20 protein-coding genes and 1 tRNA gene are annotated in these 22,545 nt (G+C 73.2%); 16 read left to right on the plus strand and 5 right to left on the minus strand.

The annotated features are described in order from the left end of the window. Positions 1-157 precede the first annotated feature (157 nt). From LUTJ29_RS0105610 to azu, 6 genes are all read left to right on the plus strand, one after another. Entirely contained in the window at positions 158-1,702 is a 1,545-nt protein-coding gene (locus LUTJ29_RS0105610) for a 4Fe-4S dicluster domain-containing protein (protein WP_027071678.1), read from the plus strand. After that, complete coding sequence (locus tag LUTJ29_RS0105615) at positions 1,702-2,202, plus strand: FixH family protein (protein WP_027071679.1); 501 nt, start codon at positions 1,702-1,704, stop codon at positions 2,200-2,202. Before LUTJ29_RS0105610 ends, LUTJ29_RS0105615 begins: the two co-directional genes overlap by 1 nt. A gap of 22 nt (positions 2,203-2,224) precedes the next feature. Further along, entirely contained in the window at positions 2,225-4,642 is a 2,418-nt protein-coding gene (locus LUTJ29_RS0105620) for a heavy metal translocating P-type ATPase (RefSeq protein ID WP_027071680.1), read from the plus strand. After that, positions 4,639-4,842, plus strand: coding sequence for a cbb3-type cytochrome oxidase assembly protein CcoS (ccoS, locus tag LUTJ29_RS0105625; RefSeq protein ID WP_027071681.1), 204 nt, complete (start codon positions 4,639-4,641; stop codon positions 4,840-4,842). Before LUTJ29_RS0105620 ends, ccoS begins: the two co-directional genes overlap by 4 nt. Next, complete coding sequence (locus LUTJ29_RS0105630; protein WP_027071682.1) at positions 4,832-5,554, plus strand: sulfite exporter TauE/SafE family protein; 723 nt, start codon at positions 4,832-4,834, stop codon at positions 5,552-5,554. The genes ccoS and LUTJ29_RS0105630 overlap by 11 nt, the downstream gene beginning before the upstream one ends. Positions 5,555-5,679: 125 nt before the next feature. Next, on the plus strand, positions 5,680-6,135 hold the full coding sequence (azu, locus tag LUTJ29_RS0105635) for an azurin (protein WP_027071683.1): 456 nt from the start codon (positions 5,680-5,682) through the stop codon (positions 6,133-6,135). 27 nt (positions 6,136-6,162) lie between these two features. Here the strand turns inward: azu and LUTJ29_RS0105640 are convergent, their stop codons facing one another. After that, a complete protein-coding gene (locus tag LUTJ29_RS0105640; protein WP_027071684.1) occupies positions 6,163-6,804 on the minus strand; it encodes an urea carboxylase-associated family protein in 642 nt (213 codons plus the stop codon). Beyond that, the gene (gene gntA / locus LUTJ29_RS0105645) at positions 6,801-7,511 is read right to left on the minus strand and encodes a guanitoxin biosynthesis heme-dependent pre-guanitoxin N-hydroxylase GntA (RefSeq protein WP_027071685.1); all 711 of its coding nucleotides are present in this window, start codon (positions 7,509-7,511) and stop codon (positions 6,801-6,803) included. The genes LUTJ29_RS0105640 and gntA overlap by 4 nt, the downstream gene beginning before the upstream one ends. A gap of 181 nt (positions 7,512-7,692) precedes the next feature. On the opposite strand from gntA, the gene LUTJ29_RS0105650 reads away from it, so the two are divergent. From LUTJ29_RS0105650 to LUTJ29_RS0105680, 7 genes are all read left to right on the plus strand, one after another. Continuing rightward, positions 7,693-7,769: transfer RNA gene (locus tag LUTJ29_RS0105650), tRNA-Arg, on the plus strand. A gap of 54 nt (positions 7,770-7,823) precedes the next feature. After that, entirely contained in the window at positions 7,824-9,356 is a 1,533-nt protein-coding gene (locus tag LUTJ29_RS0105655; RefSeq protein WP_027071686.1) for an aldehyde dehydrogenase family protein, read from the plus strand. 18 nt (positions 9,357-9,374) lie between these two features. Next, on the plus strand, positions 9,375-10,121 hold the full coding sequence (locus LUTJ29_RS0105660; protein WP_027071687.1) for a metallophosphoesterase family protein: 747 nt from the start codon (positions 9,375-9,377) through the stop codon (positions 10,119-10,121). 45 nt (positions 10,122-10,166) lie between these two features. Then, positions 10,167-10,448 (plus strand): DUF4190 domain-containing protein, encoded by a 282-nt coding sequence (locus LUTJ29_RS0105665; RefSeq protein WP_027071688.1) that lies wholly within the window; start codon positions 10,167-10,169, stop codon positions 10,446-10,448. Between the two features lies 1 nt (position 10,449). Continuing rightward, entirely contained in the window at positions 10,450-11,505 is a 1,056-nt protein-coding gene (locus tag LUTJ29_RS0105670; RefSeq protein WP_027071689.1) for a quinone-dependent dihydroorotate dehydrogenase, read from the plus strand. 7 nt (positions 11,506-11,512) lie between these two features. Further along, entirely contained in the window at positions 11,513-12,544 is a 1,032-nt protein-coding gene (gene murB, locus LUTJ29_RS0105675; RefSeq protein WP_027071690.1) for a UDP-N-acetylmuramate dehydrogenase, read from the plus strand. Positions 12,545-12,597: 53 nt separating this feature from the next. Then, positions 12,598-13,464 (plus strand): DMT family transporter, encoded by an 867-nt coding sequence (locus LUTJ29_RS0105680; protein WP_051322784.1) that lies wholly within the window; start codon positions 12,598-12,600, stop codon positions 13,462-13,464. A 7-nt stretch (positions 13,465-13,471) separates the two neighbouring features. Here the strand turns inward: LUTJ29_RS0105680 and LUTJ29_RS0105685 are convergent, their stop codons facing one another. Continuing rightward, positions 13,472-16,216, minus strand: a complete 2,745-nt coding sequence (locus tag LUTJ29_RS0105685; protein WP_027071692.1) for a serine/threonine-protein kinase — start codon at positions 16,214-16,216, stop codon at positions 13,472-13,474. Positions 16,217-16,309: 93 nt separating this feature from the next. On the opposite strand from LUTJ29_RS0105685, the gene LUTJ29_RS0105690 reads away from it, so the two are divergent. Beyond that, positions 16,310-17,203, plus strand: a complete 894-nt coding sequence (locus tag LUTJ29_RS0105690) for a GGDEF domain-containing protein (RefSeq protein WP_027071693.1) — start codon at positions 16,310-16,312, stop codon at positions 17,201-17,203. Between the two features lie 57 nt (positions 17,204-17,260). On the opposite strand, the gene LUTJ29_RS16320 is transcribed toward LUTJ29_RS0105690, so the two are convergent. Both LUTJ29_RS16320 and ispG read right to left on the minus strand, forming a co-directional pair. Further along, positions 17,261-17,944: a phosphatase PAP2 family protein gene (locus LUTJ29_RS16320; RefSeq protein ID WP_043740584.1), complete on the minus strand. Its 684-nt coding sequence runs from the start codon at positions 17,942-17,944 to the stop codon at positions 17,261-17,263. After that, a complete protein-coding gene (gene ispG / locus LUTJ29_RS0105700) occupies positions 17,937-19,217 on the minus strand; it encodes a flavodoxin-dependent (E)-4-hydroxy-3-methylbut-2-enyl-diphosphate synthase (protein ID WP_144774687.1) in 1,281 nt (426 codons plus the stop codon). Before ispG ends, LUTJ29_RS16320 begins: the two co-directional genes overlap by 8 nt. 166 nt (positions 19,218-19,383) lie before the next feature. Here ispG and xseA point away from each other — a divergent pair, with 166 nt between their 5' ends. Together xseA and LUTJ29_RS0105710 are read left to right on the plus strand one after the other, a co-directional pair. Further along, positions 19,384-20,751, plus strand: a complete 1,368-nt coding sequence (gene xseA, locus LUTJ29_RS0105705; protein ID WP_027071695.1) for an exodeoxyribonuclease VII large subunit — start codon at positions 19,384-19,386, stop codon at positions 20,749-20,751. A gap of 125 nt (positions 20,752-20,876) precedes the next feature. Next, positions 20,877-22,523, plus strand: a complete 1,647-nt coding sequence (locus LUTJ29_RS0105710) for an acetolactate synthase large subunit (protein WP_027071696.1) — start codon at positions 20,877-20,879, stop codon at positions 22,521-22,523. Positions 22,524-22,545 lie beyond the last annotated feature (22 nt).

Genomic DNA, 22,545 nt, shown 5'->3' on the forward strand with positions numbered 1-22,545 from the left:
GCGCCCGTCCCACCCCGATACTGGTGGGCGGCGGAAGCCGTCCGCACCGCCATCAGCCACGCCGTGATCGTGAACCGGTGGAGCCACTGCCGATGATCCTCCTTTCCCCCAGGCCGCCCCTCCCCGCGCGCCCCGGCCAGCGCGCCGGAAACGCGCGATGAGCCGTCACATCCCCATCGACGTCGTCGACGAGGGCGGCTCGCTCTACGTCAAGGAGCGCAAGGTCTATCCGCGCGACGTGTCCGGCACCCTCAGCCGGTTGCGGGTGGCGGCCGTGGTCTGGCTGCTGGGCATGTTCTACCTGTTCCCGTGGCTGCGCTGGGACGGCCGCCAGGCGGTGCTGTTCGACCTGCCCGCGCGCAAGTTCCACGTCTTCGGCCTGACCTTCTGGCCGCAGGATTTCCTGTTCCTGGCGCTGCTGCTGATCATCGCCGCGCTGGCCCTGTTCTTCTTCACCGCCCTGGCCGGGCGGCTGTTCTGCGGCTACGCCTGCCCGCAGACGGTCTGGACCGAGGTGTTCCTGTGGATGGAACGCTGGACCGAGGGCGACCGGCCGAAGCGGATGAAGCTCGACGCCAGCCCCTGGACCCGGGAAAAGGTCCTGCGCAAGGGCGCCAAGCACGTGCTGTGGGCGGCGTTCGCGCTGTGGACGGGCTTCACCTTCGTCGGCTTCTTCACCCCGATCACCGACCTGGGCGCGCGCCTGGCCACCCTGTCGTGGGGCGGCTGGGAGACGTTCTGGGTGCTGTTCTACGCCTTCGCCACCTGGGGCAACGCCGGCTTCCTGCGCGAGCAGGTGTGCAAGTACATGTGCCCGTACGCGCGCTTCCAGAGCGCGATGTTCGACCGCAACACCCTGATCATCGCCTACGACCCGATGCGCGGCGAGCCGCGCGGCCCGCGCAAGCGCGGCCTGGCGAGCGTGCTCGAGCGCGCCCGCGGCCTGCTCGACCCGAACACGGCCTACGACTACGTGTTCCGCGCCAGCAAGCATCCGTCGGCGGCCACCCAGGCCGCGCACGCCAAGGGCACGATCACCTGGGACGGGGACCTGCGCGAGGTCGAGCCGCTGCCGAAGTTCGGCCCCGAGCAGCTCGGCGACTGCATCGACTGCACCATCTGCGTGCAGGTCTGCCCGACCGGCATCGACATCCGCAACGGCCTGCAGTACGAGTGCATCGCCTGCGGCGCGTGCATCGACGCCTGCAACGAGGTCATGGACAAGATGGGCTACCCGCGCGGGCTCATCCGCTATTCGACCCAGAACGCGATCGACGGCAGGCCCACGCGCGTGCTGCGGCCGCGCATCATCCTCTACGGGATGCTGCTGGCGGGGTTCATCGTGGCCTGGGCGGTCGGCGTCGGCACCCGCTCGGACCTCATCGTGGAGGCGCTGCGCGACCGCAATGCGCTGTACCGCGAAACCGCCGACGGCCTGGTCGAGAACGCCTACACCCTGAAGCTGGTGAACAAGGCCGATGCCGAGCGCCGGTTCAGGATCGCGGTCGAGGGCGCCCCGGGGCTGGAACTGCGCGACAATGACGGCCTGGTGCCGGTGCCCGCCGGCGCGGTACTCGCGGTGCCGGTGGTGGTGGTGGCGACCGACGGCGCCAGCGGGCGCAACGACATCCGCTTCGTGGTCGAGAGCGAGGACGGCGCGAGCCGCGAAGTGGTCGACAGCAGCTTCTTCGGACCGATGTGATGGACGATCGCGAACACAAGCCCTGGTGGAAGACCCCGGTCATGTGGCTGGTGGTGGGCCTGCCCCTGGCCTCCGTCGTGGCCGGCGTCAGCCTGGTGGTGATCGCCACCCGCAGCGGCGGCGCGGACGTGGTGCGCGACGAGGTGCAGCGGGTGTCGCAGATCCAGACCGCCGACCTCGGCCCCGACACCCGGGCCCGCGAGCTCGGCCTGAGTGCGGTGCTGCGCGCCGACGAGGGCGTGGTCCAGGTGATCGCGGCCACCGGCGACTTCGACCGCGGCGCGCCGGTCCGCCTGGTCCTGCAGCATCCCAGCCGCGAGGACGGCGACGTCGAGTTCGACCTCTCGCCCGACGACACCGGCTGGCGCGGCGACGGCGAGGTCGACCACGGCCACGACTGGGTGGTGCTGCTCACCGCCACCGACGGCAGCTGGCGGCTGCAGGGCCGCATGCCGCGCGAGCAGCGCGCGGTCCGGCTGGCGCCGGCGCTGGGGCCGTGACGGCGCGCGGCCGGCCACGACGATGAACGCGCGCACCGCGGGCCTCGGCACCGGGGCGCTGGCGCAGGAATCGACCGCCGCCGGCCCCGCCTGCGCCCACTGCGGCGAGCCCGCGTCGCGCAGCGGCGCCGCGCAGGTCCGCGACGCCGACGGCAATCCCTACTGCTGCGACGGCTGCCTGGCCGCGGCCCGCTGGATCCGCGACGCCGACCTCGGCGATTACTACCGCCTGCGCACCGCCGCCGCCGGGCGCGTCGGCGACGACCTGCCCGACCTGTCGGCATGGGACCGCGAGGACCTGCTGCGCGAGCACGCCCACGCCGTCGACGGCGGCCGCCGCATCACCCTGCTCACCGACGGCATGCGCTGCGCCGCCTGCGCCTGGCTGATCCAGAAGGCGCTGGCGCGCGAGCCCGGCGTGCGCGAGGTCACCGCCAATGCGGTCACCGGGCGCGTGCGCATCGACTGGGACCCCGGCCGCACTCCGCTCTCGGCGGTGCTGCGGCGCCTGGCCTCGCTCGGCTACCGCCCCTACCTCGCCACCGGCGACGCCCGCGAGCGCGCGCGCATCGCCGAGCGCAACCGCTGGCTGCTGCGGCTGGGCATCGCCGGCATCGGCATGTTCCAGGCCATGATGATGGCCGAGGCGCTGTACCTGGACTTCGACAGCACCATGGCGCCGGCCACGCGCGACTTCTTCCGCTGGCTGACCTTCCTGCTGTCCACGCCGGTGGTGTTCTACTCCGGCTGGCCGTTCCTGGCCGGGATGTGGCGCGAACTGCGCGAGCGCCACGTCGGCATGGACACGCTGATCGCCACCTCCACCCTGCTGGCCTATTTCGCCAGCGTGTTCGAGACCATCCGCGGCGGCGCCCACGTCTGGTACGACGCGGCGGTGATGTTCGTGTTCCTGCTGCTGGCCGCGCGCATGCTCGAGCAGCGCGCGCGCAACGTGGCCAGCGCCCAGGTCGACGCGCTGGCGCGGGCGCGGCCGGCGTTCGCCACCCGCGAGACCTCTTCCGGGAGCCGCGAGTCGGTGCCGCTGTCGGAACTGCGCGTGGACGACGTGGCCTGCGTGGCCGCGGGCGAGCCGGTGCCGGCCGACGGCGTGCTGCTCGACGGGCCGGCCTGGCTCGAGGAATCCCTGTTGACCGGCGAACCCGGCGCGGTGCGGCGCGAGCCGGGCGACACGGTGTACGCCGGCACGGTCAACCGCGAGGCGCCGGCACGGGTGCGGGTGACCTGCACCGGGCCGCAGACGCGGCTGTCGCAGCTCACCCGGCTGGTGGAGGAGGCCCAGTCCCACCGCCCGCGCCTGGCGCGCGTGGCCGACCGCGTGGGCAGCCGCTTCGTGGTCGGGCTGCTGGCCACCGCCGCGCTCGTGTACCTCGGCTGGCGCATCCACGATCCGTCGCGCGCGTTCGAGGTCACCCTCGCCCTGCTCGTGATCAGCTGTCCCTGCGCGCTGTCGCTGGCGGTGCCGACCGCGCTCGCCGCCGCGCACGGCGCACTCGCCCGCGCCGGCGTGCTGGCCACCCGCGCCGACGCGCTCGACACCCTGGCCAAGGCCACCGACCTGGTGTTCGACAAGACCGGGACGCTGAGCGACGAACGCCCGGTACTGGCCGGGGTGGAGACCTTCGCCGGCTTCGACCGCGACGCGGCGCTCGCGATCGCCGCCGCGCTGGAGCGCGACGCCGGCCATCCCTTCGCCGCCGCCTTCGCCCAGGCCGACGCCAGGCTCGCGGTCGCCGACGCGCGCAGCGTGCCCGGCCACGGCGTGGAAGGCGTGGTCCAGGGCCGCCACTGGCGCCTGGGCCAGGCGGCGTTCGCGGGCGGCGGCGCGGACGATGGCGCGATCTGGCTCGGCGACGGACGGTCCGCGGTCGCGCGCTTCGTGCTGCGCGAGACCCTGCGCCCGGATGCCGCCGAAGCCGTGTCCGCGCTGCGCGCGCTCGGCCTCCGGCTGCACCTGTGCAGCGGCGACGCGGCCGCGCCGGTGCAGGCGGCCGCCGCCGCGCTCGGCATCGACGACGTGCACGCGCGCCAGCGGCCGGAAGACAAGCTGGCGGTCGTGCGCGAGCTGCAGTCCCGGGGCCGGATCGTGGCCATGGTCGGGGACGGCCTCAACGATGCGCCGGTGCTCGCCGGCGCCGACGTCTCGCTGGCGATGGACCGTGGCGCGGCCCTGGCCCAGCGCGCGGCCGACCTGGTGATGACCGGGCCCACCCTGCTGCGGATTCCGGCCGCGGTCCGGCTGGCGCGGCGTTCGCGCCGGGTGATCCGGCAGAACTTCGGCTGGGCGCTGGGCTACAACGTGCTCGCGGTGCCGCTCGCCGCGGCCGGCCTGGTCACCCCGCTGGTCGCCGCGATCGGCATGGCCGGCTCCTCGCTGCTGGTCACGCTCAACGCCCTGCGCCTGGCCCGGAGGCCGTCATGAGGATCCTGCTGATGCTGGTGCCGATCAGCCTGGTACTGCTGGGGCTGGCGATCTGGGCCTTCGTGTGGGCGGTGCGCCGCGGCCAGTTCGACGACCTGGACACGCCGGCGCTCGACATCCTGACCGACGACGACCGGCCCGCGCCGCCGCCCGACGCGCCCGCCGCGCAGCAAGAGGATTCGCCGCGCGATGCCGGTTGACTGGCTGGTCCTGCTCGGCGCGCTGACCGCGGGCCTGCTCGGCGGCCTGCACTGCGTGGCCATGTGCGGCGGCATCGCCACCGGCCTGTCGGCGACCGCGCCGGGCGGCGGCTGGAACGGCGCGCTGCAGCTCAACCTCGGCCGGATCGGCGGCTACACCCTCGCCGGCCTGGTCGTCGGCGCGTTCGGGCACGGGCTCGTGGGAGTGCTGCGCAATCCCTGGCTGGGCATCTCGCTGCGCGCGCTGGCCGGCCTGGCGCTGGTGGTGGTGGGGCTGCGCCTGCTCGGCGTGCGGATCCTGCCGCGGCTCCTGGCCCAGCCCGGCAACCGCGCCTGGGAGTGGCTGCGGCCGCTGCAGCGCAGGCTGCTGCCGGCCGACACCCTGCCGCGGCGGCTGGGCATCGGCGCGCTCTGGGGCTGGCTGCCCTGCGGGCTCAGCTACAGCCTGCTGACCGTGGCCTGGCTGCAGGCCCATCCGCGCAACAGCGCCCTGACCATGCTCGCCTTCGGCCTGGGTACGCTGCCGGTGATGCTGCCGTTGACCTGGTCGGGCCAGCGCATGGGCCTGTGGCTGCAGCGACCCGGCCTGCGCAACGCCGCCGCGGCCCTGGTGCTTGCCGCGGGCCTGCTCACCATCGCCGGGCCGTGGCTGATGCAGGTGCCGGCGCTGCACGGCGTGCTCGCGGCGCTGGGCTGCCGGCCCCTGCCGTGAACGCCTGTCGCGCGCATGAACCGGCGCCCGCCCTCGGCCGCGGAATGATCCAGGTCAAGGCACGCGGGCGGCGGCTGCGCGATGATGGCGCCAACGAAACGAACCCGACCCCACGGAGCAATGCCATGGACATCCGCAAGACCCTCCTCGCCCTCGCCCTGCTCGGCTGCGCCGGCGTGGCGCAGGCCGCCCCCAACTGCGCGATCAAGCTGGAGGCGGGCGACAACATGCAGTTCGACCAGAAGGAAGTGACCGTCTCGGCCGCGTGCAAGAGCATCTCCCTGGAACTGGTCCACACCGGCAAGCTCCCGGTGGCGGCGATGGGCCACAACATCGTGGTCGCCGCCACCGCCGACGCCGACGCGCTCGCGCGCGACGGCATCAAGGCCGGTGCCGCGGCCGGCTACCTGCCCGCCGGCGACGCCCGCGTGCTCGGCGCGACCAAGCTGATCGGCGGCGGCGAGACCACGTCGGCCACGATCCCGGGCAACCGCCTCAAGGCCGGTGGCGACTACACCTTCTTCTGCTCGTTCCCCGGCCATTCGGCGCTGATGCGCGGGAAGATCGTCGTCACGCCGTGACCGGCGGCGCGTCGCCGGCCGGGAACCTCAGCCCCCGGCCGGCGACGCGACCTGCGCCCGGGTCGCGCCACGGCGCTCGACCCGCCAGTCGATGGGCTTGTAGCTGAAGTTGTTCGACTGTCCTGCCGAACACGCGGTCATCGCCACCACCAGCGGCATTTCCGCGCGCAGGCGCACGAAGTCGCCGGCCCGGCTGAGCGGCGGCAGCACCGACACGCGTCCGCTGGCGGGGTCGAAGTCCACCCGCATGAAGATGTTGAAGGCCACCGGGATCCGGTCGCGGCCGATCCCCCACGGCGCCAGCGCGCTGGCCAGGTTGCCCTCGCAGCCCGGGCGTCCGGGGTTCTCGCCGTAGAGCGCCTCGAACATCTCCTTCGAGCACGGCGTCAGGGTGAAATCGTGGCGGCCGCAGGTGTCCTCGACGATGGTCAGCATCGGCCGGCTGCGGTTGGAGTACAGCACGTCGCCGGTGGTGAGCCAGAGCTTCGACGCGTAGTCGATGGAGCGGCCAGAAGACAGGTATTCGGCGGTGTCCTCGCGCGCGAACGCGGTGAGGTCGCTGACCTGCTCGCCCATCGGATCGATCACCACCAGTTCGTCGCCCGCCTCCAGTTCCAGGGCATGGCCCGAGCACGGCGCGATGCGTCCGGCCTCGACCTCCCCGCTCATTCGGTGGACCTCGGGTGGAACGGGCACTTCCAGTCGGGCCCGACCGCGCGCCCGCTGTACTGGCGCGTTTCGGCCGCGCTGCCGAAGTCGGCCAGGTTCGGGTTGAGCGACCCCTGCAGGGTCATGTCGCGGGCACGCGTGGCCGCCTGCATCTTGGCGTAGCGCCCGTCCGCGCGCAGGCGGTCGAACTGGCGGTGCGAGTTGAACACCAGCGCCGGCCAGGCGAAGCGCCGCGCGATGCGCGACGCGCCCGGGTGCAGGCCGATGACGAAATAGGGATGGCCGGCCAGGGTCAGGCTGAAGCGCGGGTCGTCCGGGTCGCGGCTCACGCCCGCGGCCCAGCGCCGGCCGCGGCGCACGTCGAGGTCGTGCAGGCGCTGGAGCTGCGACCACAGCATCGCCTCGAAGCGGCGCTCGTCGGTGTCGCAGGGGCCGTCGAACAGGGCCACGCACGAGCGGACCGTGGTGTCGCCCTCGCCGCCGGCATCGTCGCGCGCCCCGAACCGCGCCAGCACGTCGAGCAGCGGCGCGTCGTTGGCGCGGTCGCCCAGGCGCCCGAACTCGTGCGGCTCGATCGCGTCGCGCGCCAGCGCGGCCTTGGACCCGACGCAGGGAAACGCCGGATCGGCGATGAAGGACAGGAACCGCGCCGTGATGCCGTCGTCGGCGCGCGTGGGTTGCTGCTGTGAGAGGTGTGGACTGGTCATGGGGGCCACCCTAGTGGGCGCGGCGAGACGGGCGCGTGCACGCAGGCGCGTCCGATGGGCCGCGGTACCGCCAGCGGCGCCCCGGGGTCAGGGCCGGTTCATCGCCCCGGTCCCGGCCCGGCGTACGCCGCGGCCACGGTTGGGGATTCCGGGTCCGCATGCGAAAATCCCCGCCACTGCTGCCCCCGTAGCTCAGCTGGATAGAGCGTCCCCCTCCTAAGGGGAAGGTCGTGCGTTCGAATCGCGCCGGGGGCGCCACCCATTCACGCGCCCCCTGCCGCCATGCGGCCGCGGCGCACAGGAGCCTTTCGAATGACCCACCCCGTCCTCTCAGCGCTCGGCCTGGGGGCCGAGGAATCCGGCACCTACCTCGGCAACGGCGAATGGGGCCGCGGCGGCGCCGGCGTGCTCGAACCGGTCAACCCGGCCACCGGCGAAACGATCGGCCGTGTCTCCACCAGCACCGAAGCCGAGTACGAGACCATCGTCGAGCGCGCCCAGGCCGCCTTCAAGGTCTGGCGCACCACCCCCGCCCCGCGCCGCGGCGAGGCCGTGCGCCTGTGCGCCGAGGCCCTGCGCAGGCACAAGGACGCGCTGGGTTCGCTGGTGGCCCTGGAGATGGGCAAGTCCAAGCCCGAGGGCGATGGCGAGGTGCAGGAGATGATCGACATCGGCGAGTTCGCCGTCGGCCTCTCGCGCCAGCTCTACGGCCTGACCATGCATTCCGAGCGCCCCGGCCACCGCATGTACGAGCAGTGGCACCCGCTGGGCCTGGTCGGGATCATCTCGGCCTTCAACTTCCCGGTCGCGGTCTGGGCCTGGAACTCGTTCGTGGCCGCGGTCTGCGGCGACATCTCGATCTGGAAGCCGTCGGGCAAGACCCCGCTCTCGGCGATCGCCTCGATGAAGATCTGCAACGAGGCGCTGCGCGCGGGCGGCTTCCCCGACATCTTCTTCATGTTCAACGACACCGACAACGCGCTGGCCGAGCGCCTGGTCGACGACCGTCGCGTGGCGCTGATCAGCTTCACCGGCTCGACGAAGGTCGGCCGCGTGGTCGGCGAACGCGTGGCCCGGCGCATGGGCCGCTCGCTGCTGGAGCTCGGCGGCAACAACGCGATCATCGTCGACGAGAGCGCCGACCTGAAGCTGGCGATCCCGGCGATCGTGTTCGGTGCGGTGGGCACCGCCGGCCAGCGCTGCACCACCACCCGGCGCCTGATCGTGCACGCCTCGATCTACGACGACGTGCTGGCGCGGCTCAAGGCGGCCTACGCGCAGGTGGAGAAGAAGATCGGAGACCCGACCGACCCGGCCAACCTGATGGGTCCGCTCAACAGCCAGTCGGCGGTGGACGCCTACCTGGCGGCGATCGAGAAGGCCAGGTCGCTGGGCGGCACGGTCGAGAGCGGCGGCCGCGCGCTGACCGACCGCAAGGGCTTCTTCGTGCTGCCGACCATCATCACCGGCCTGTCCAACGACGCCGAGGTGGTGCAGACCGAGACCTTCGCCCCGATCCTCTACGTGATGAAGTACGAGCGGCTCGAGGACGCGATCGCGATGCAGAACGACGTGCCGCAGGGCCTGTCGTCGGCGATCTTCACCACCAACCTCAAGATCGCGGAGGCGTTCCTGTCGGCGGCCGGCTCGGACTGCGGCATCGCCAACGTCAACATCGGCACCTCGGGCGCCGAGATCGGCGGCGCCTTCGGCGGCGAGAAGGAGACCGGCGGTGGCCGGGAGTCGGGCTCGGATGCGTGGAAGGCGTACATGCGGCGCCAGACCAACACCATCAACTACTCCGACGCGCTGCCGCTCGCCCAGGGCATCGTCTTCGAGCTCTGAGGTCGGCGGGGACGGGCCGTGCGCATCGCAGCGATCTCGGACGTCCACGGCAACCTCCCGGCGCTCGAGGCGGTGCTGGCGGACATCCGCGCCCGCGGCTGCGACGCCCTGGTCAACCTGGGCGACGTGGCCTCGGGCCCGCTGTGGCCGGCCGAGACCGTCGACCTGCTGATGACGGTCCCGGCGCTGACCATCCGCGGCAACCACGAGCGCCAGCTGCTGGCGGATCCGGAGCGGATGCGCGAGTCCGACCGGGTGGCCCGGGAGGCGCTGTCGTCCGGGCACCTGGCGTGGATCGCCGGCCTGCCCGCCCAGGCCCGCTTCGCGGGCGCAGCGCTGCTCGTGCACGGCTCGCCCCGGAGCGACATCGACTACCTGCTCGAACGGGTGGAGCCCGACGGCCCGCGCCCGGCCACGGCCGCCGAGGTCGCCCCGGCGCTGGACGGCCACGACGCCGGACTGGTGCTGTGCGGCCACACCCACGTGCCCAGGGCGCTGCGCCTGGCCGACGGCCGGCTGTGCGTGAACCCGGGCAGCGTCGGCCTGCCGGCGTTCCGCGGCACCGAGCCGTATCCGCATGTCATGCAGAGCGGGACTCCCGCCGCGCGATATGCGATGCTGCAGCGCGACAGCGGCACCTGGGACGTGGAGCTGATCGCCGTCGAATACGACCATGCCGCGGCCGTGCAACGCGCGCGTAGCCGTGGGTTCGACGTCTGGGCCGAGGCCTTGCGCGACGGCCGCCTGCCCCCCGAGCCCCGGTGAGCCCCCTTCCCTGCCCGTGGTCCTTCCCGTTCCGGAGTCGCATCGATGAGCATCCCGCCCCGCCAGACCAGCACCCTGGCCATCGTCAGCCTGGTCTCGGGCATCCTCGGCTGGACCGTCCTGCCATGGCTGGGCAGCATCGTGGCCATCGTCACCGGCCACCTCGCCCGCGGCGAGATCGCGCGCGCACCGGAGCGCATGGAGGGCGGCGGCCTGGCGCTGGCCGGCCTCATCCTCGGCTACGCGATGCTGGCCCTGACCCTGATCGGCCTGCTGCTGGTCTTCTTCGTGCTCGGTGGCCTGGTCTGGCTGGGGGTGCAGAACTGAGATGTACGGCCTGTTGCGCCCGCTGCTGTTCGCGCTTGAAGCCGAGCGCGCCCACCATGCCGGCCTGCGCGCGCTCGACTGCGTGCAGGGACTCGGCCTGGGCCGCCTGCTCGGGGCGCCGCCGCGGCCGTTCCCCACGCGCGTGCTGGGGCTGGAATTCCCGAACCCGGTCGGCCTGGCCGCGGGCCTGGACAAGAACGGCGCCCACGTCGACGCGCTGTTCGGGCTCGGGTTCGGCTTCGTCGAGGTCGGCACGGTCACGCCGCGGCCGCAGCCGGGCAACCCCGCCCCGCGCATGTTCCGCCTGCCGCGCTATCGCGCGCTGATCAACCGCCTGGGGTTCAACAACGACGGCGTCGACGTGCTCGTGCGCAACGTCGAGCGCGCGCGGCGCCGCACCGGGCCTCTTGGCATCAACATCGGCCGCAACAAGGACACGCCCAACGAGTCGGCGATCGACGACTACCTGTTCTGCCTCGAACGGGTGTATCCGCTGGCCGACTACGTCACGGTCAACATCTCCTCGCCCAACACCGCCGGGCTGCGCGAGCTGCAGGAGGAGCAGGCGCTGCGCCGCCTCGTCGGCTCGCTGCGCGAGGCCCAGGAACGGCTGGGCGCCCGGCACGGCAAGCGGGTGCCGATGCTGGTCAAGATCGCGCCCGACCTTTCCGACGACGACGTCCACGCCGCCGCGCGGGTACTGTCGGACCTGCAGGTGGATGGCGTCATCGCCACCAATACCACCGTCTCGCGGATCGCGGTGCAGGACGACCCGCTCTCGCGCGAGACCGGCGGCCTGTCGGGCGAGCCGCTGATGAACAAGTCCACCGCGGTGCTGCGCATGCTGCGCACGCGCATGCCCGAGGCGATCCCGCTGGTCGGCGTGGGCGGGATCATGTCGGGCGCCGACGCAGTCAAGAAGATGGCGGCCGGTGCGTCGCTGGTGCAGGTCTACACCGGCCTGGTATACCGCGGGCCGGCCCTGATCGGGGAATGCGTGGAAGCGATCCGCCGGCGCAAGGAGGCACCGAGCCGCGGCAACGTGCCGGTGCTGTGAGCGCGGCATGAGCGAGGGCCTGCGCCTGGTCCGCGACGCCGACCTCGGTGCCCGCAACACCTTCCGGGTCCCGGCGCGCGCGCCGCTGCTGATCGAGCTCATGCGCCTGGACGCCCTCGCCGCGGCGCTGGGGCACGCCGGCGGCGAGCCGCCGCTGGTGCTCGGCGGCGGCAGCAACCTGCTGTTCGCGGGCGACGCGCCCGGGCCCGTGCTGTCGCTGCAGGCGCGCGGCATCGCCATCGTCGACGACGCGGGCGACCGCGCGGTGGTGCGCGCCGAGGCAGGCGCCGAATGGCACACGCTGGTGCGCTGGACCCTCGAACACGGGTTGTGCGGCCTGGAGAACCTCGCCCTGATCCCCGGGACCGTGGGGGCGGCGCCGATCCAGAACATCGGCGCCTACGGGGTCGAGGTCGGCGAGTTCGTGCATGCGGTCGAGGCGTTCGTACCCGGCACGGGCATGCGCAGGCTCGGCCCGGCCGAATGCGGCTTCGGCTACCGCGACAGCGTGTTCAAGCGCGACGGCCAGGGCTGGATCGTCACCGCGGTGGAGTTCTCGCTGCCGCGCACGGCCGCGCCGCGCACCGGCTATGCCGGCGTGCGCGAGGCGCTGGCAGGCGCCGGCATCGCCGAGCCCACCCCGATGCAGGTGTTCGATGCGGTGTGCGCCCTGCGCCGGAGCAAGCTCCCCGACCCGGCCGTGGTCGGCAACGCCGGCAGCTTCTTCAAGAACCCGGTCGTGCCCGTGGCGCAGGCCGAGGCGCTGGCCGCGCGCCATCCCGGCCTGCCGGTGTTCGCCGGCGCGGATGCCGGCCGCCGCAAGCTGTCGGCGGCGTGGCTGATCGACGCCTGCGGCTGGAAGGGCCATCGCGACGGAGACGCCGGCGTCTCCGAACGGCACGCGCTGGTGCTGGTCAACCGCGGCGCCGCCACCGGCGCGCAGCTGCTGGCGCTGGCACGGCGCATCGCGGCCTCGGTGGACGAGCGCTTCGGCGTGCCGCTCGAGCCGGAGCCACGGATCATCGGCGCGCAGTGGTGAACCTCTCCGCGCCCCGCCGTCCCGCCTCGGCCTACGGCCGCGCCGCGCTGCTGATGCTTGGCAGTACCCTGTCGTTCGCGATGATGGCGCTGGCGATCCGCTACGCGACCGCCACGGTGCCGACCACCGAGATCGCGTTCTTCCGCAACCTGTTCGGCCTGGTCGCGCTGATGCCGTTCATCCTGCGCCGCGGCGCGGGACTGCCGCGCACCCGCCACGTCGGGCTGTACCTGGCGCGCACCTCGATCGGCCTGGCCTCGATGCTGTGCGGCTTCTGGGCGGTGGGCCACCTGCCGCTCGCGCAGGCGATCTCGCTGTCCTACGCCACCCCGCTGTTCGTCACCATCGGCGCCGCGCTGTGGCTGGGCGAACGGGTGCGCATCCGCCGCTGGGCCGCGGTCGCGGCCGGCTTCCTGGGCGTGCTGGTGATCCTGCGTCCGGGGACCGGGTTCACGCCCGGCATGGTGGTGGCCCTGCTGGGCGCGCTGTTCGCCGCCCTGGTCGCGATCCAGATCAAGCAGCTTTCGCGCTTCGACCCGGCCGACACCGTCGTGTTCTACACCTACGTGTTCTGGGTGCCGATGTCGCTGCTGCCGGCGCTGGTCCAGTGGGTGTGGCCATCGCCGACGGCCTGGGCGTGGCTGGTCGCCACCGGCGTGATGGGCACCTTCGGCCAGCTGCTGTGGACGCGCGCGCTGGCGTTGGGCGAGGTCTCGGCGCTGCAGCCGATCAGCTTCGTGCAGCTGCCGGTGCTGGTCGGCTTCGGCTGGTGGCTGTTCGGCGAGACCATCGACATCTGGACCCTGGCTGGCGCGGCGATCGTGCTCGGCGCCAACGGCTACATCGCGCATCGCGAGACCATGCTCCAGCGCCGCGCGGCCACGCGCGCGCCGGTGGAGGCGGCCAAGCCCGGCGAGTGACCCGGCGTCAGTGGCGCCCGGCGACCGCGCCCGCGCGCGGGCCGGCGGCGTCGGCGAGCTGCTCCTCGATGTGCTCGCGCAGGGTGCGCTGGCGCGGGTCGAGCGTATCGGGATCGGCGGCGAGCAACGGCGCCACCACGCGTGCGTGCACCGCGTCGGCCTCCGCGGTCCTGCCCGCCGCGCGCAGCACCCGCGCCAGCGACCAGGCGGTATCGACCACCTGGTGCGCCCCCGGCGGCAGGGACTGCTCGCGCAGCGCCAGCGCCTCGCCCAGGCGCGCGGCGGCGCCGGCCAGGTCGCCCGCGTCCTCCAGCGTGATGCCCCAGGCGGTCATCGCCAGCTGGTACTGCGGATGCCTGGTCCCCAGCACCTCGAGCGCGCGCGGCATGGTGGCGGCGAACAGGTCCTGTGCCTCCCGCAAGCGGCCGGCGCGGCTCAAGGTCATGCCGTGGTTGAGGGCGATGAACAGCGTGTCCGGGTGCTCCGGTCCGAGCAGCCGCGTGCGCGCTTCCAGGACCTGCTCCTCGAGCGGCAACGCGCCCTCGAAGTCGTCCAGCCGGGCACGCAGGCTGGCCAGGTTGAGGATCCCGCGCAGGGTCACCGGATGCTCCGCCCCCAGTACCCGGCGCCGCGCCTCCGCCACGGCCTCGGCCTCGCCGATCGCGCCTTCGGTGTCGCCGCTGTCGCTGAGCATGCTCGCCAGGTTGCCGCGCGCGGCGAGCGTGTCGGGATGTTCGCTGCCCAGGCGCCGCTCCTGCACCGCGACGACCTGCCGCTGCAGTTCCACCGCATCGTGCGACTGGCCGTGCATCGCCAGGGCGATGGCCAGCGCGCTCATGCTGGCGACGGTGTCGGCGTGGTCGTCGCCCAGCAGCCGCCGCCTGGTCGCAAGCACCTCCTCGAACATCGCCCGCGCCTCGGGCAGGTCGCCCATGCGCGCCATGTGCATCGCCAGGCCCGACTTCACCTGCAGCACCAGCCGGTCCTCGCCGCCCCGCGAGGGTTCGAGCCGCGCCAGCAGCGCCTGCTTGGCGGCGCGCGCGCCGGGCAGGTCGCCCTGCAGGGCCTGTACCTCGCTGAGCTCGAGCTCGAGCATGCCGCGCGTCTCGTCGTCGGGCGCCAGGGCGGACGCGTCGGCCAGCGCTGCCTCCAGCAGTGTCCGCGCCTCGTCGTAGCGCGACAGCTGGCGCAAGACGGAGGCATGCGCGCGGCGCGCGCGCAATGTCGCCGGGTCGCGCGGCCCGAGCACGGACTGGCGCCAATCGACCACCCTGGCCAGGGTCCGCTCGGCGCCCGCGTACAGCCCCAGCGCCTCGTGCACGCGTCCGGAAGCCTCGCGCAGGTCCGCGGCGAGCCCCGGCTGGTCGGCGAAGTCGCGCGCGATCGCGTCCTCGGCGCGCGCCAGCACGCTAGCCTCCATCAGCGAGCGCGCGAGGTCGGCCGTGCTCACCTTGCCGAGCACCTGCTCGAGCTGGCTGGCCATGCCCGGCGCGCTGCGCGCCACCTGCTCGCGCAGGTCCTCGCCCAGGCGCAGGCCCATCGCCTCGATGTCGATCTCCTCCAGCATCGACTGCTGGAACGCGGCCACCCGCTCGAGCTGCTCGCTGCGCTGTTCGGCGATCGCCCGTTGCGCGCGCGCCTGCATCAGGCCGTGCAGCGACAGCGCCAGGCCGCCGAGCAGCGCGAACAGGGCCACCGATGCGGCCACGATCCCAGCGCGGTGGCGGCGTGCGAACTTGCGCATCACGTAGCCGCGCGCCGGCGGCACCGCGAGCAGCGGCCGGCCGTCGAGGAAACGGCGCAGGTCGTCGGCAAGCGCGGCCGCCGAGGGATAGCGGCGGCCGCGGTCGTGCTGCATGGCCTTCGCCACCACCCAGTCCAGTTCGCCGCGCAGCACGCGCCGCAACCTCGGCAGGGGCTGGCAGCGACTGCGCGCGACCCGCTCGGCCTCGCCGGGGGCCAGGGTCCGCAGCTGCTCCGACGGCAGGCGCAGGGTATGGCTGTCGGCGGTGCGGGTCTCGCCCTGCGCCACCGGGCGCCGGCCGGTGAGCAGTTCGCTCAGGACCACGCCCAGCGAATAGACGTCGCTGCGCGTGTCGAGCAGCGACTGGTCGCCCGTCGCCTGCTCCGGGCTCATGTACTCGGGCGTGCCGGCGATCTCGCGCCCGTTGCCCGCGCCGGTGGCGGTGGCGATGCCGAAGTCGATGATCTTCGGGCGCGGGCGCCCGTCGACCTCGTCCACCAGCAGGTTGCCGGGCTTGAGGTCGCGGTGGATCACGCCCTTCTGGTGGGCATGCTGCACGCCTTCGCAGACCTCGATGAACAGCGCCAGGCGCTGCGCCAGCGGCAGCGCGTGTTCCTCGCAGTAGCGCGTGATCGGCGCGCCGTCGATGAACTCCATCGCGAAGAACGGATGGCCGTCGGGCGTGGTGTCGGCGTCGTGGATCTGGGCGATCGCCGGATGCCGCATCTGCGCCAGCACCTGGCGCTCGACCTCGAAGTGCGCCTTGCGCCGCACGTCGATCGCGCGCGCGCGCAGCAGCTTCAGGGCCACCGTGCGCCGCACGGGCTCCAGCTGCTCGGCGCGGTACACCTCGCCCATCCCGCCCCGGCCCAGCAGCGCCTCGATGCGGTAGCGCCCCACGCGCGTGCCCGGCGGCAGCGTCGCGCCACCCTCGGCCGGCGCGGAAGGCGAACGCGTCGCAAGCAGCTCGGTGCGGTCGGGATCCCGTTCGTCGCCCGGATTGGTCATGGCGCCCCCCAAGCCACGTCGTTTCCATCTTAACCGATGGCTGATCGCCGCCCGTCGACCGGGTACACTCGCGCGTCAGGAAATCCCCACGCCATGGCCGGATCCGACCAGCTCCCCACCACCCAGCGCACGGTGTACAGCGACGGGCCGCGCCGCAGCGGGCCGCGGGCCGCGTGCCTGGTCGTCATCCACGGCGAGGGTCTGGGACGGCGCGTCGACCTTGGCGGGCAGCCGGTGCTGATCGGCCGCTCGGACGAGGCCGACCTGGTCATCTCCCACCGCAGCGTCTCGCGCTCGCATTGCCAGGTATGGCTGCAGGGCGACGAGTACCGGATCCGCGACCTCGGCGCCACCAACCCGACCCGGGTCAACGACCAGCCGGTGGCCGAGGCGGTGCTGGCCGACGGCGACCACATCGTGGTCGGCGAGAGCATCCTCAAGTTCATCGGCCACGGCAACGTCGAGGCCGGGTACCACGAGGAGATCTACCAGCTCGCCACCCACGACGCACTCACCGAGCTGTACAACCGGCGCCATTTCAGCGAAATCCTCGAGCGCGAGATCGCGCGTGCCCACCGCCACCGCCATACGCTGTCGCTGTGCATCGTGGACGTGGACCTGTTCAAGCCGGTCAACGACACCTTCGGCCACATCGCCGGCGACGAGGTGCTGCGCACCATCGCCGGGATCATCCGCAACCACGTGCGCAGCGACGACGTGGCCGCGCGCATCGGCGGCGAGGAGTTCGCGGTGCTGCTGCTCGAAACCGGCGCCGAAGCGGCGGCCGCGTTCGCCGACCGGCTGCGGGCGGCGGTCGCCGCCGCGCACTTCGCGCCTGGCGGCGTCCCGCGCCGGATCACGGTCAGCGTCGGCGTGGCCGAACTGGTGCCGCCGGCGGTGGACCGCTCCACCCTGATGGCCGCGGCCGACGCCGCGCTGTATCGCGCCAAGGAAGCCGGCCGCGACCGCGTCTGCGCCGCGGGCTGATCCGCCGCGAGCACCTTCCCGGATGAAACCGTCGCCGCGGCGTGCGATGCGGCGCGTTCAGCCGCGTCCGTCGCGTCCGTTGCGCATCACCAGCAGCCAGGTGCCGGCGACCCAGATCGAGGCCGCGGCCCAGCCTGCGAGGATGTCCGAGGGATAGTGCACCCCCAGGTACACGCGCGAGAGGCCGACCATCGGCACGAACACCGCCATCGCCGCGACGATCCACCAGCGCGCCCGCGTGGGCCAGGCCAGCAGCACCAGCACCATGGCGAGGGTCATCGATCCCATCGCATGCCCGCTCGGGAAGCTGTAGCTGGACTCGGGCGCGATCGACTCCCACAGCGACGGCCGCTCGCGCGAGAACAGCTGCTTGGTCGCGATGTTCAGCAGCGCCGAGCCGCCGGTCGCCACCGCCGCGAACAGGCCCTCGCGCCAGCGCCGCAACACCAGCAGCACCAGGACCAGGCCGATGTCGAACGGCACCACGCCCCAGGCGTAGCCGGCCTGCGAGAAGAACAGGAACACTCCGTCCAGCCCCGCGCCCGCCATCGACTGCGCGAACAGCAGCAGCGGTTCGTCGAACGGGATCGCCTCGGCCTCGTGGACCTCGTCGGCCAGTTCCAGGAATCCCCACAGCGGCAGCAGCATGCCGCCGAACAGCAGCGCGAGCTTCCAGCCGTGGCGGCGCGCGAACGCGCCGCAGGCCGCGGACGCCTCCCGCGGCCAGGAGGCCTCAGGCATCCGCGCGGCGGCCCCAGGTGCGGTCGACGTACTCGTCGACCAGTGCGACGAATTCGCTGGCGATGCGCTCGCCGCGCAGGGTCACCGTCTTCCGGCCGTCGACGAATACCGGCGCCGAGGGCGCCTCGCCGGTGCCCGGAAGCGAGATTCCGATGTTGGCGTGGCGCGACTCGCCGGGTCCGTTGACCACGCAACCCATCACCGCGACGGTCATGGTCTCCGCGCCCGGATGGGTGATCCGCCACTCGGGCATCTTCGCCCGCACGTGCTCCTGGACCACGCCCGCGAGTTCCTGGAAGAACTCCGAGGTGGTGCGGCCGCACCCCGGGCAGGCGGTGACCATGGGCGTGAATGCGCGCAGGCCCATGGTCTGCAGCAGCTCCTGGGCCACCACCACTTCCTTGGTCCGCGATGCGCCCGGCTCGGGGGTGAGCGAGATGCGGATGGTGTCGCCGATGCCTTCCTGCAGCAGGACCGCCAGCGCCGCACTGGAAGCCACGATGCCCTTGCTGCCGATGCCGGCCTCGGTCAGGCCCAGGTGCAGGGCGAAATCGCTGCGCCGGGCCAGGTCGCGGTACACGGCGACCAGCTCCTGCACGCCGCTGACCTTGGCGCTGAGCACGATCCGGTCGCGCCCCAGGCCCAGCTCCACCGCGCGCTCGGCCGAATCGAGCGCCGAGCGGATCAGCGCCTCGCGCAACACCCGCCCCGCGTCCCACGGCTCGGCGCGGCGCGCGTTCTCGTCCATCAGTTCGGCCGCCAGCGCCTGGTCGAGCGAACCCCAGTTCGCGCCGATCCGCACCGGCTTGCCGTAGCGGATCGCGAACTCGATCAGCTGCGCGAACTGCACGTCCTTCTTGCGCCCGAAGCCGACGTTGCCCGGGTTGATCCGGTACTTGGCCAACGCCTCGGCGCAGGCCGGCTCGCGCTCGAGCAGCTGGTGGCCGTTGTAGTGGAAGTCGCCGATGATCGGCACCTCCACGCCCTGCATCGCCAGCCGTTCGACGATGCGCGGCACGGCCGCGGCCGACTCGGGGTTGTTGACCGTGACCCGCACCAGTTCGGAGCCGGCGCGCCAGAGTTCGGCGACCTGTCTCGCGGTGGCGGCCACGTCGGCGGTGTCGGTGTTGGTCATCGACTGCACCACCACCGGTGCCCGGCCGCCGACCGCGACCCCGCCGATCCTCACCTGGCGCGTGGCCCTGCGCGGCAGCGGCCCGAACCCGACGGGGTCGGTTTCGGCGGCGCAGGGAGGCTGGGGCTGGGCGGACATGCGCATATTCTACCGGGCAAGCGCTGGACGCCGCCTGTCGCGCCACTGTCCGCAGGCCGGCCTCCCCCGCGCCCGCGCCGGTCGCGACGCCCCGGCAACGCTGTTTCCCGCCGCCCCGCGCGGCGGCGTGGTGGGCCGTGCACGCCCGCGCCGCTATGCTGCCCGCATGAACGACCCATCCAGCGGCGAAGTCCTCACTCCGAGCCAGCTCAACACCCTGGCCCGGAGCCTGCTCGAGGATGCCTTCCCGCTGGTGCTGGTCGAGGGCGAGCTGGGCAACGTCGCGCGTCCGTCCTCGGGCCATCTGTACTTCACCCTCAAGGACCCCCGCGCCCAGGTGCGCTGCGCCATGTTCCGGCCCAAGAGCCAGTGGCTGCGCTTCCAGCCGCGCGAGGGACTCAAGGTCCTTGCCCGCGGCCGGCTGACCCTGTACGAGGCGCGCGGCGACTACCAGCTGGTGGTCGATTCCCTCGAGGAAGCCGGCGAAGGCGCGCTGCGGCGCGCGTTCGAGGAACTCAAGGCGCGGCTGCAGGCCGAGGGGCTGTTCGACGAGGCGCGCAAGCGCCCCCTGCCCGCCTGGGTGCGCCGCCTGGCGGTGCTGACCTCGCCCACCGGCGCGGCGGTGCGCGACGTGCTGAGCGTGCTGGGGCGGCGCTTCCCGCTGGTCGAGGTCGAGATCGTGCCGGTCCCCGTCCAGGGCGGGACCGCGGCGGCGCAGATCACCGCCATGCTCCGGCGCACGATCGCGGCGGGCCGCCACGACGCGATCCTGCTCGCGCGCGGCGGCGGTTCGCTGGAGGACCTGTGGGCCTTCAACGACGAGGCGCTGGCGCGCGCGATCGCCGGTTCGCCGGTGCCGGTGGTGTCGGCGATCGGCCACGAGACCGACTTCAGCCTGTCCGACTTCGCCGCCGACCTGCGCGCGCCGACGCCTTCCGCGGCCGCGGAACTGCTGGTGCCGAGCCGGATCGACCTCGGCCAGCGCCTGGCCGGGCTGCAGCGGCGGATGGCCACGCTGCAGGCCAACCACCTGCGGCAGCTGGCCCAGCGCGCCGACCGCGCCGCGCTCCGGCTCAACGCGCAGCGCCCGCAGGCGCGGCTGCAGGCGCACCGACTGCGCCGCGACCAGGCCATGCAGCGGCTGCAGGCCGCGATGCGCCAGGGCCTGGAGGCCCGCGCGGCGCGCCTGCGCCATGCCCGCGCCGTGCTGCAGGCCACGCGCCCGCAGCGCCGGCTCCAGGCCCTGCGCCAGCAGCTCGCCGACGCCCGGCCGCGGCTGCAGGCGGCGATCGCGCGCCACCTGCAGCGCGACGCGCTGCAGCTGCACGGGCTGGCGCGCTCCCTGGAGGCGGTGAGCCCGCTGGCCACGATCGCGCGCGGCTACAGCATCCTGCAGCGCGACGACGGCCGCGTCGTGCGCGCCACCGGCGATGTCTCCGCCGGCGACGCGGTGGCGGCGCGCGTCGCCGATGGTCGCCTGCGGCTTCGCGTCGAAGCGGTGGAACCCCGGGGCTCCGGCTCCTCCGACCGATAGGATCGGCCGCCGCGCCGCGTCGCCCGGCATGAATTCCGTCGTGCGGAACGCGATGCCCGCTGCGGGCGCACCGATCGCCCGCGCGCGGTACGCTTCGCTAACGCCCGCCATGTGAGACTGGCCGCATGACCAAGGCCTCCGACCTCTTCGTCCAGGCGCTGCAGGCCGAGGGCGTGGACCATGTCTTCGGGATTCCCGGCGAGGAAACGCTTGCCCTGCTGGAGTCGCTGCGCAGCTCGGGCATCCGCCTGGTGCTCACGCGCCACGAGCAGGCCGCCGGGTTCATGGCCGCGACCTGGGGGCGCCTCACCGGCCAGGCCGGCGTCTGCCTGTCCACGCTCGGCCCCGGCGCCACCAACCTGGTCACCGCCGCGGCCTATGCCCAGCTCGGCGCGATGCCGATGCTCATGATCACCGGCCAGAAGCCGGTGCGCAGCAGCCGGCAGGGCCATTTCCAGATCGTGGACGTGGTCGACATGATGCGCCCGCTGACCAAGTACACCCGCCAGCTCATCAGCGCCGACGCGATCCCGGCGAAGGTGCGCGAGGCCGTGCGCCGCGCGCAGGAGGAACGCCCCGGCGCCACCCACCTCGAGCTGCCGCAGGACGTCGCCGGCGACGAGACCGATGCGATCGTGCTGCCGCCGGTGTACAGCCGCCGCCCGCTGGCCGAGGACAAGGCGCTGGCCGCGGCCGCCGAAGCGATCGCGCGTGCGCGCCATCCGCTGCTGATGATCGGCGCCGGCGCCAACCGCAAGACCACCTCGAAGATGCTGCATGCTTTCGTCGGGAAACTGGGCCTCCCGTTCTTCTCCACCCAGATGGGCAAGGGCGTGCTCGACGAATCCGGCCCGCTGTGGCTGGGCACCGCGGCGCTGTCGGACGGGGACTTCGTGCACCGCGCGATCGACGCCGCCGACTGCATCGTCAACATCGGCCACGACGTGATCGAGAAGCCGCCGTTCTCGATGCACCGCGGCCGTCGCACCGTGATCCACGTGAACTACTCGCCGGCGGTGGTCGACCAGGTGTACTTCCCGCAGGTCGAGGTGGTCGGCGACATCGCCCATTCGGTCTGGGCGCTGGCCGAACGGCTGGACCCGCAGCCGCACTGGGACTTCGCCTTCTTCGACCGGGTACGCGAAGCGCTGTGCGCGCACGTGGCCACGCTCGCGGCCGACCCGCGCTTCCCGATGGCCGTGCCGCGGCTGGTGGCCACGCTGGCCGACGCGCTGGCCCCGGAGGACATCACCTGCCTGGACAATGGCCTGTACAAGCTGTGGTTCGCCCGCCATGCCCGCTGCCGGCTGCCCAATACCCTGCTGCTCGACAACGCGCTGGCGACCATGGGCGCGGGCCTGCCCTCGGCGATCGCCGCGGCGCTCGCCCGGCCCGGGCGCCGCGTGGTGGCGGTGTGCGGCGACGGCGGGTTCATGATGAACTCGCAGGAACTCGAGACCGCGGTGCGGCTGGGCATCGACCTGGTGGTGCTGGTGCTGCGCGACGATGCCTACGGCATGATCAAGTGGAAGCAGGCGCACGACGGCTACCCGGCCTACGGCATGGACTACGGCAATCCGGATTTCGTGCGCTATGCCGAAAGCTATGGCGCACGCGGCCATCGCGCGACCTCCATCGAAGACTTCGAGGCGCAGCTGCGCGAGGCGCTGGCGCGTCCGGGCGTGGACCTGGTCGAGGTGCCCATCGACTACGGTCGCGACGATGCCCTGCTCAATCGCGAAATCCCCGATCTGGCGGCGGCCGTGGCCTGACCGCCCCACACCATCCGACACC

It is taken from the genome of Luteimonas sp. J29, assembly GCF_000472505.1.
In the GTDB taxonomy this organism is placed as follows: domain Bacteria; phylum Pseudomonadota; class Gammaproteobacteria; order Xanthomonadales; family Xanthomonadaceae; genus Luteimonas.

Coding starts and splice junctions, on each gene's coding strand:
- xseA (WP_027071695.1), top strand. CDS start 19,384: ATGAACGACCCATCCAGCGGCGAAGTCCTCACTCCGAGCCAGCTCAAC.
- LUTJ29_RS0105640 (WP_027071684.1), bottom strand. CDS start 6,804: ATGAGCGGGGAGGTCGAGGCCGGACGCATCGCGCCGTGCTCGGGCCAT.
- LUTJ29_RS16320 (WP_043740584.1), bottom strand. CDS start 17,944: ATGCCTGAGGCCTCCTGGCCGCGGGAGGCGTCCGCGGCCTGCGGCGCG.
- ispG (WP_144774687.1), bottom strand. CDS start 19,217: ATGTCCGCCCAGCCCCAGCCTCCCTGCGCCGCCGAAACCGACCCCGTC.
- LUTJ29_RS0105690 (WP_027071693.1), top strand. CDS start 16,310: ATGGCCGGATCCGACCAGCTCCCCACCACCCAGCGCACGGTGTACAGC.
- gntA (WP_027071685.1), bottom strand. CDS start 7,511: ATGACCAGTCCACACCTCTCACAGCAGCAACCCACGCGCGCCGACGAC.
- LUTJ29_RS0105610 (WP_027071678.1), top strand. CDS start 158: ATGAGCCGTCACATCCCCATCGACGTCGTCGACGAGGGCGGCTCGCTC.
- LUTJ29_RS0105655 (WP_027071686.1), top strand. CDS start 7,824: ATGACCCACCCCGTCCTCTCAGCGCTCGGCCTGGGGGCCGAGGAATCC.
- LUTJ29_RS0105620 (WP_027071680.1), top strand. CDS start 2,225: ATGAACGCGCGCACCGCGGGCCTCGGCACCGGGGCGCTGGCGCAGGAA.
- ccoS (WP_027071681.1), top strand. CDS start 4,639: ATGAGGATCCTGCTGATGCTGGTGCCGATCAGCCTGGTACTGCTGGGG.
- LUTJ29_RS0105665 (WP_027071688.1), top strand. CDS start 10,167: ATGAGCATCCCGCCCCGCCAGACCAGCACCCTGGCCATCGTCAGCCTG.
- LUTJ29_RS0105680 (WP_051322784.1), top strand. CDS start 12,598: ATGCTTGGCAGTACCCTGTCGTTCGCGATGATGGCGCTGGCGATCCGC.
- azu (WP_027071683.1), top strand. CDS start 5,680: ATGGACATCCGCAAGACCCTCCTCGCCCTCGCCCTGCTCGGCTGCGCC.
- LUTJ29_RS0105685 (WP_027071692.1), bottom strand. CDS start 16,216: ATGACCAATCCGGGCGACGAACGGGATCCCGACCGCACCGAGCTGCTT.
- murB (WP_027071690.1), top strand. CDS start 11,513: ATGAGCGAGGGCCTGCGCCTGGTCCGCGACGCCGACCTCGGTGCCCGC.
- LUTJ29_RS0105670 (WP_027071689.1), top strand. CDS start 10,450: ATGTACGGCCTGTTGCGCCCGCTGCTGTTCGCGCTTGAAGCCGAGCGC.
- LUTJ29_RS0105630 (WP_027071682.1), top strand. CDS start 4,832: ATGCCGGTTGACTGGCTGGTCCTGCTCGGCGCGCTGACCGCGGGCCTG.
- LUTJ29_RS0105615 (WP_027071679.1), top strand. CDS start 1,702: ATGGACGATCGCGAACACAAGCCCTGGTGGAAGACCCCGGTCATGTGG.
- LUTJ29_RS0105710 (WP_027071696.1), top strand. CDS start 20,877: ATGACCAAGGCCTCCGACCTCTTCGTCCAGGCGCTGCAGGCCGAGGGC.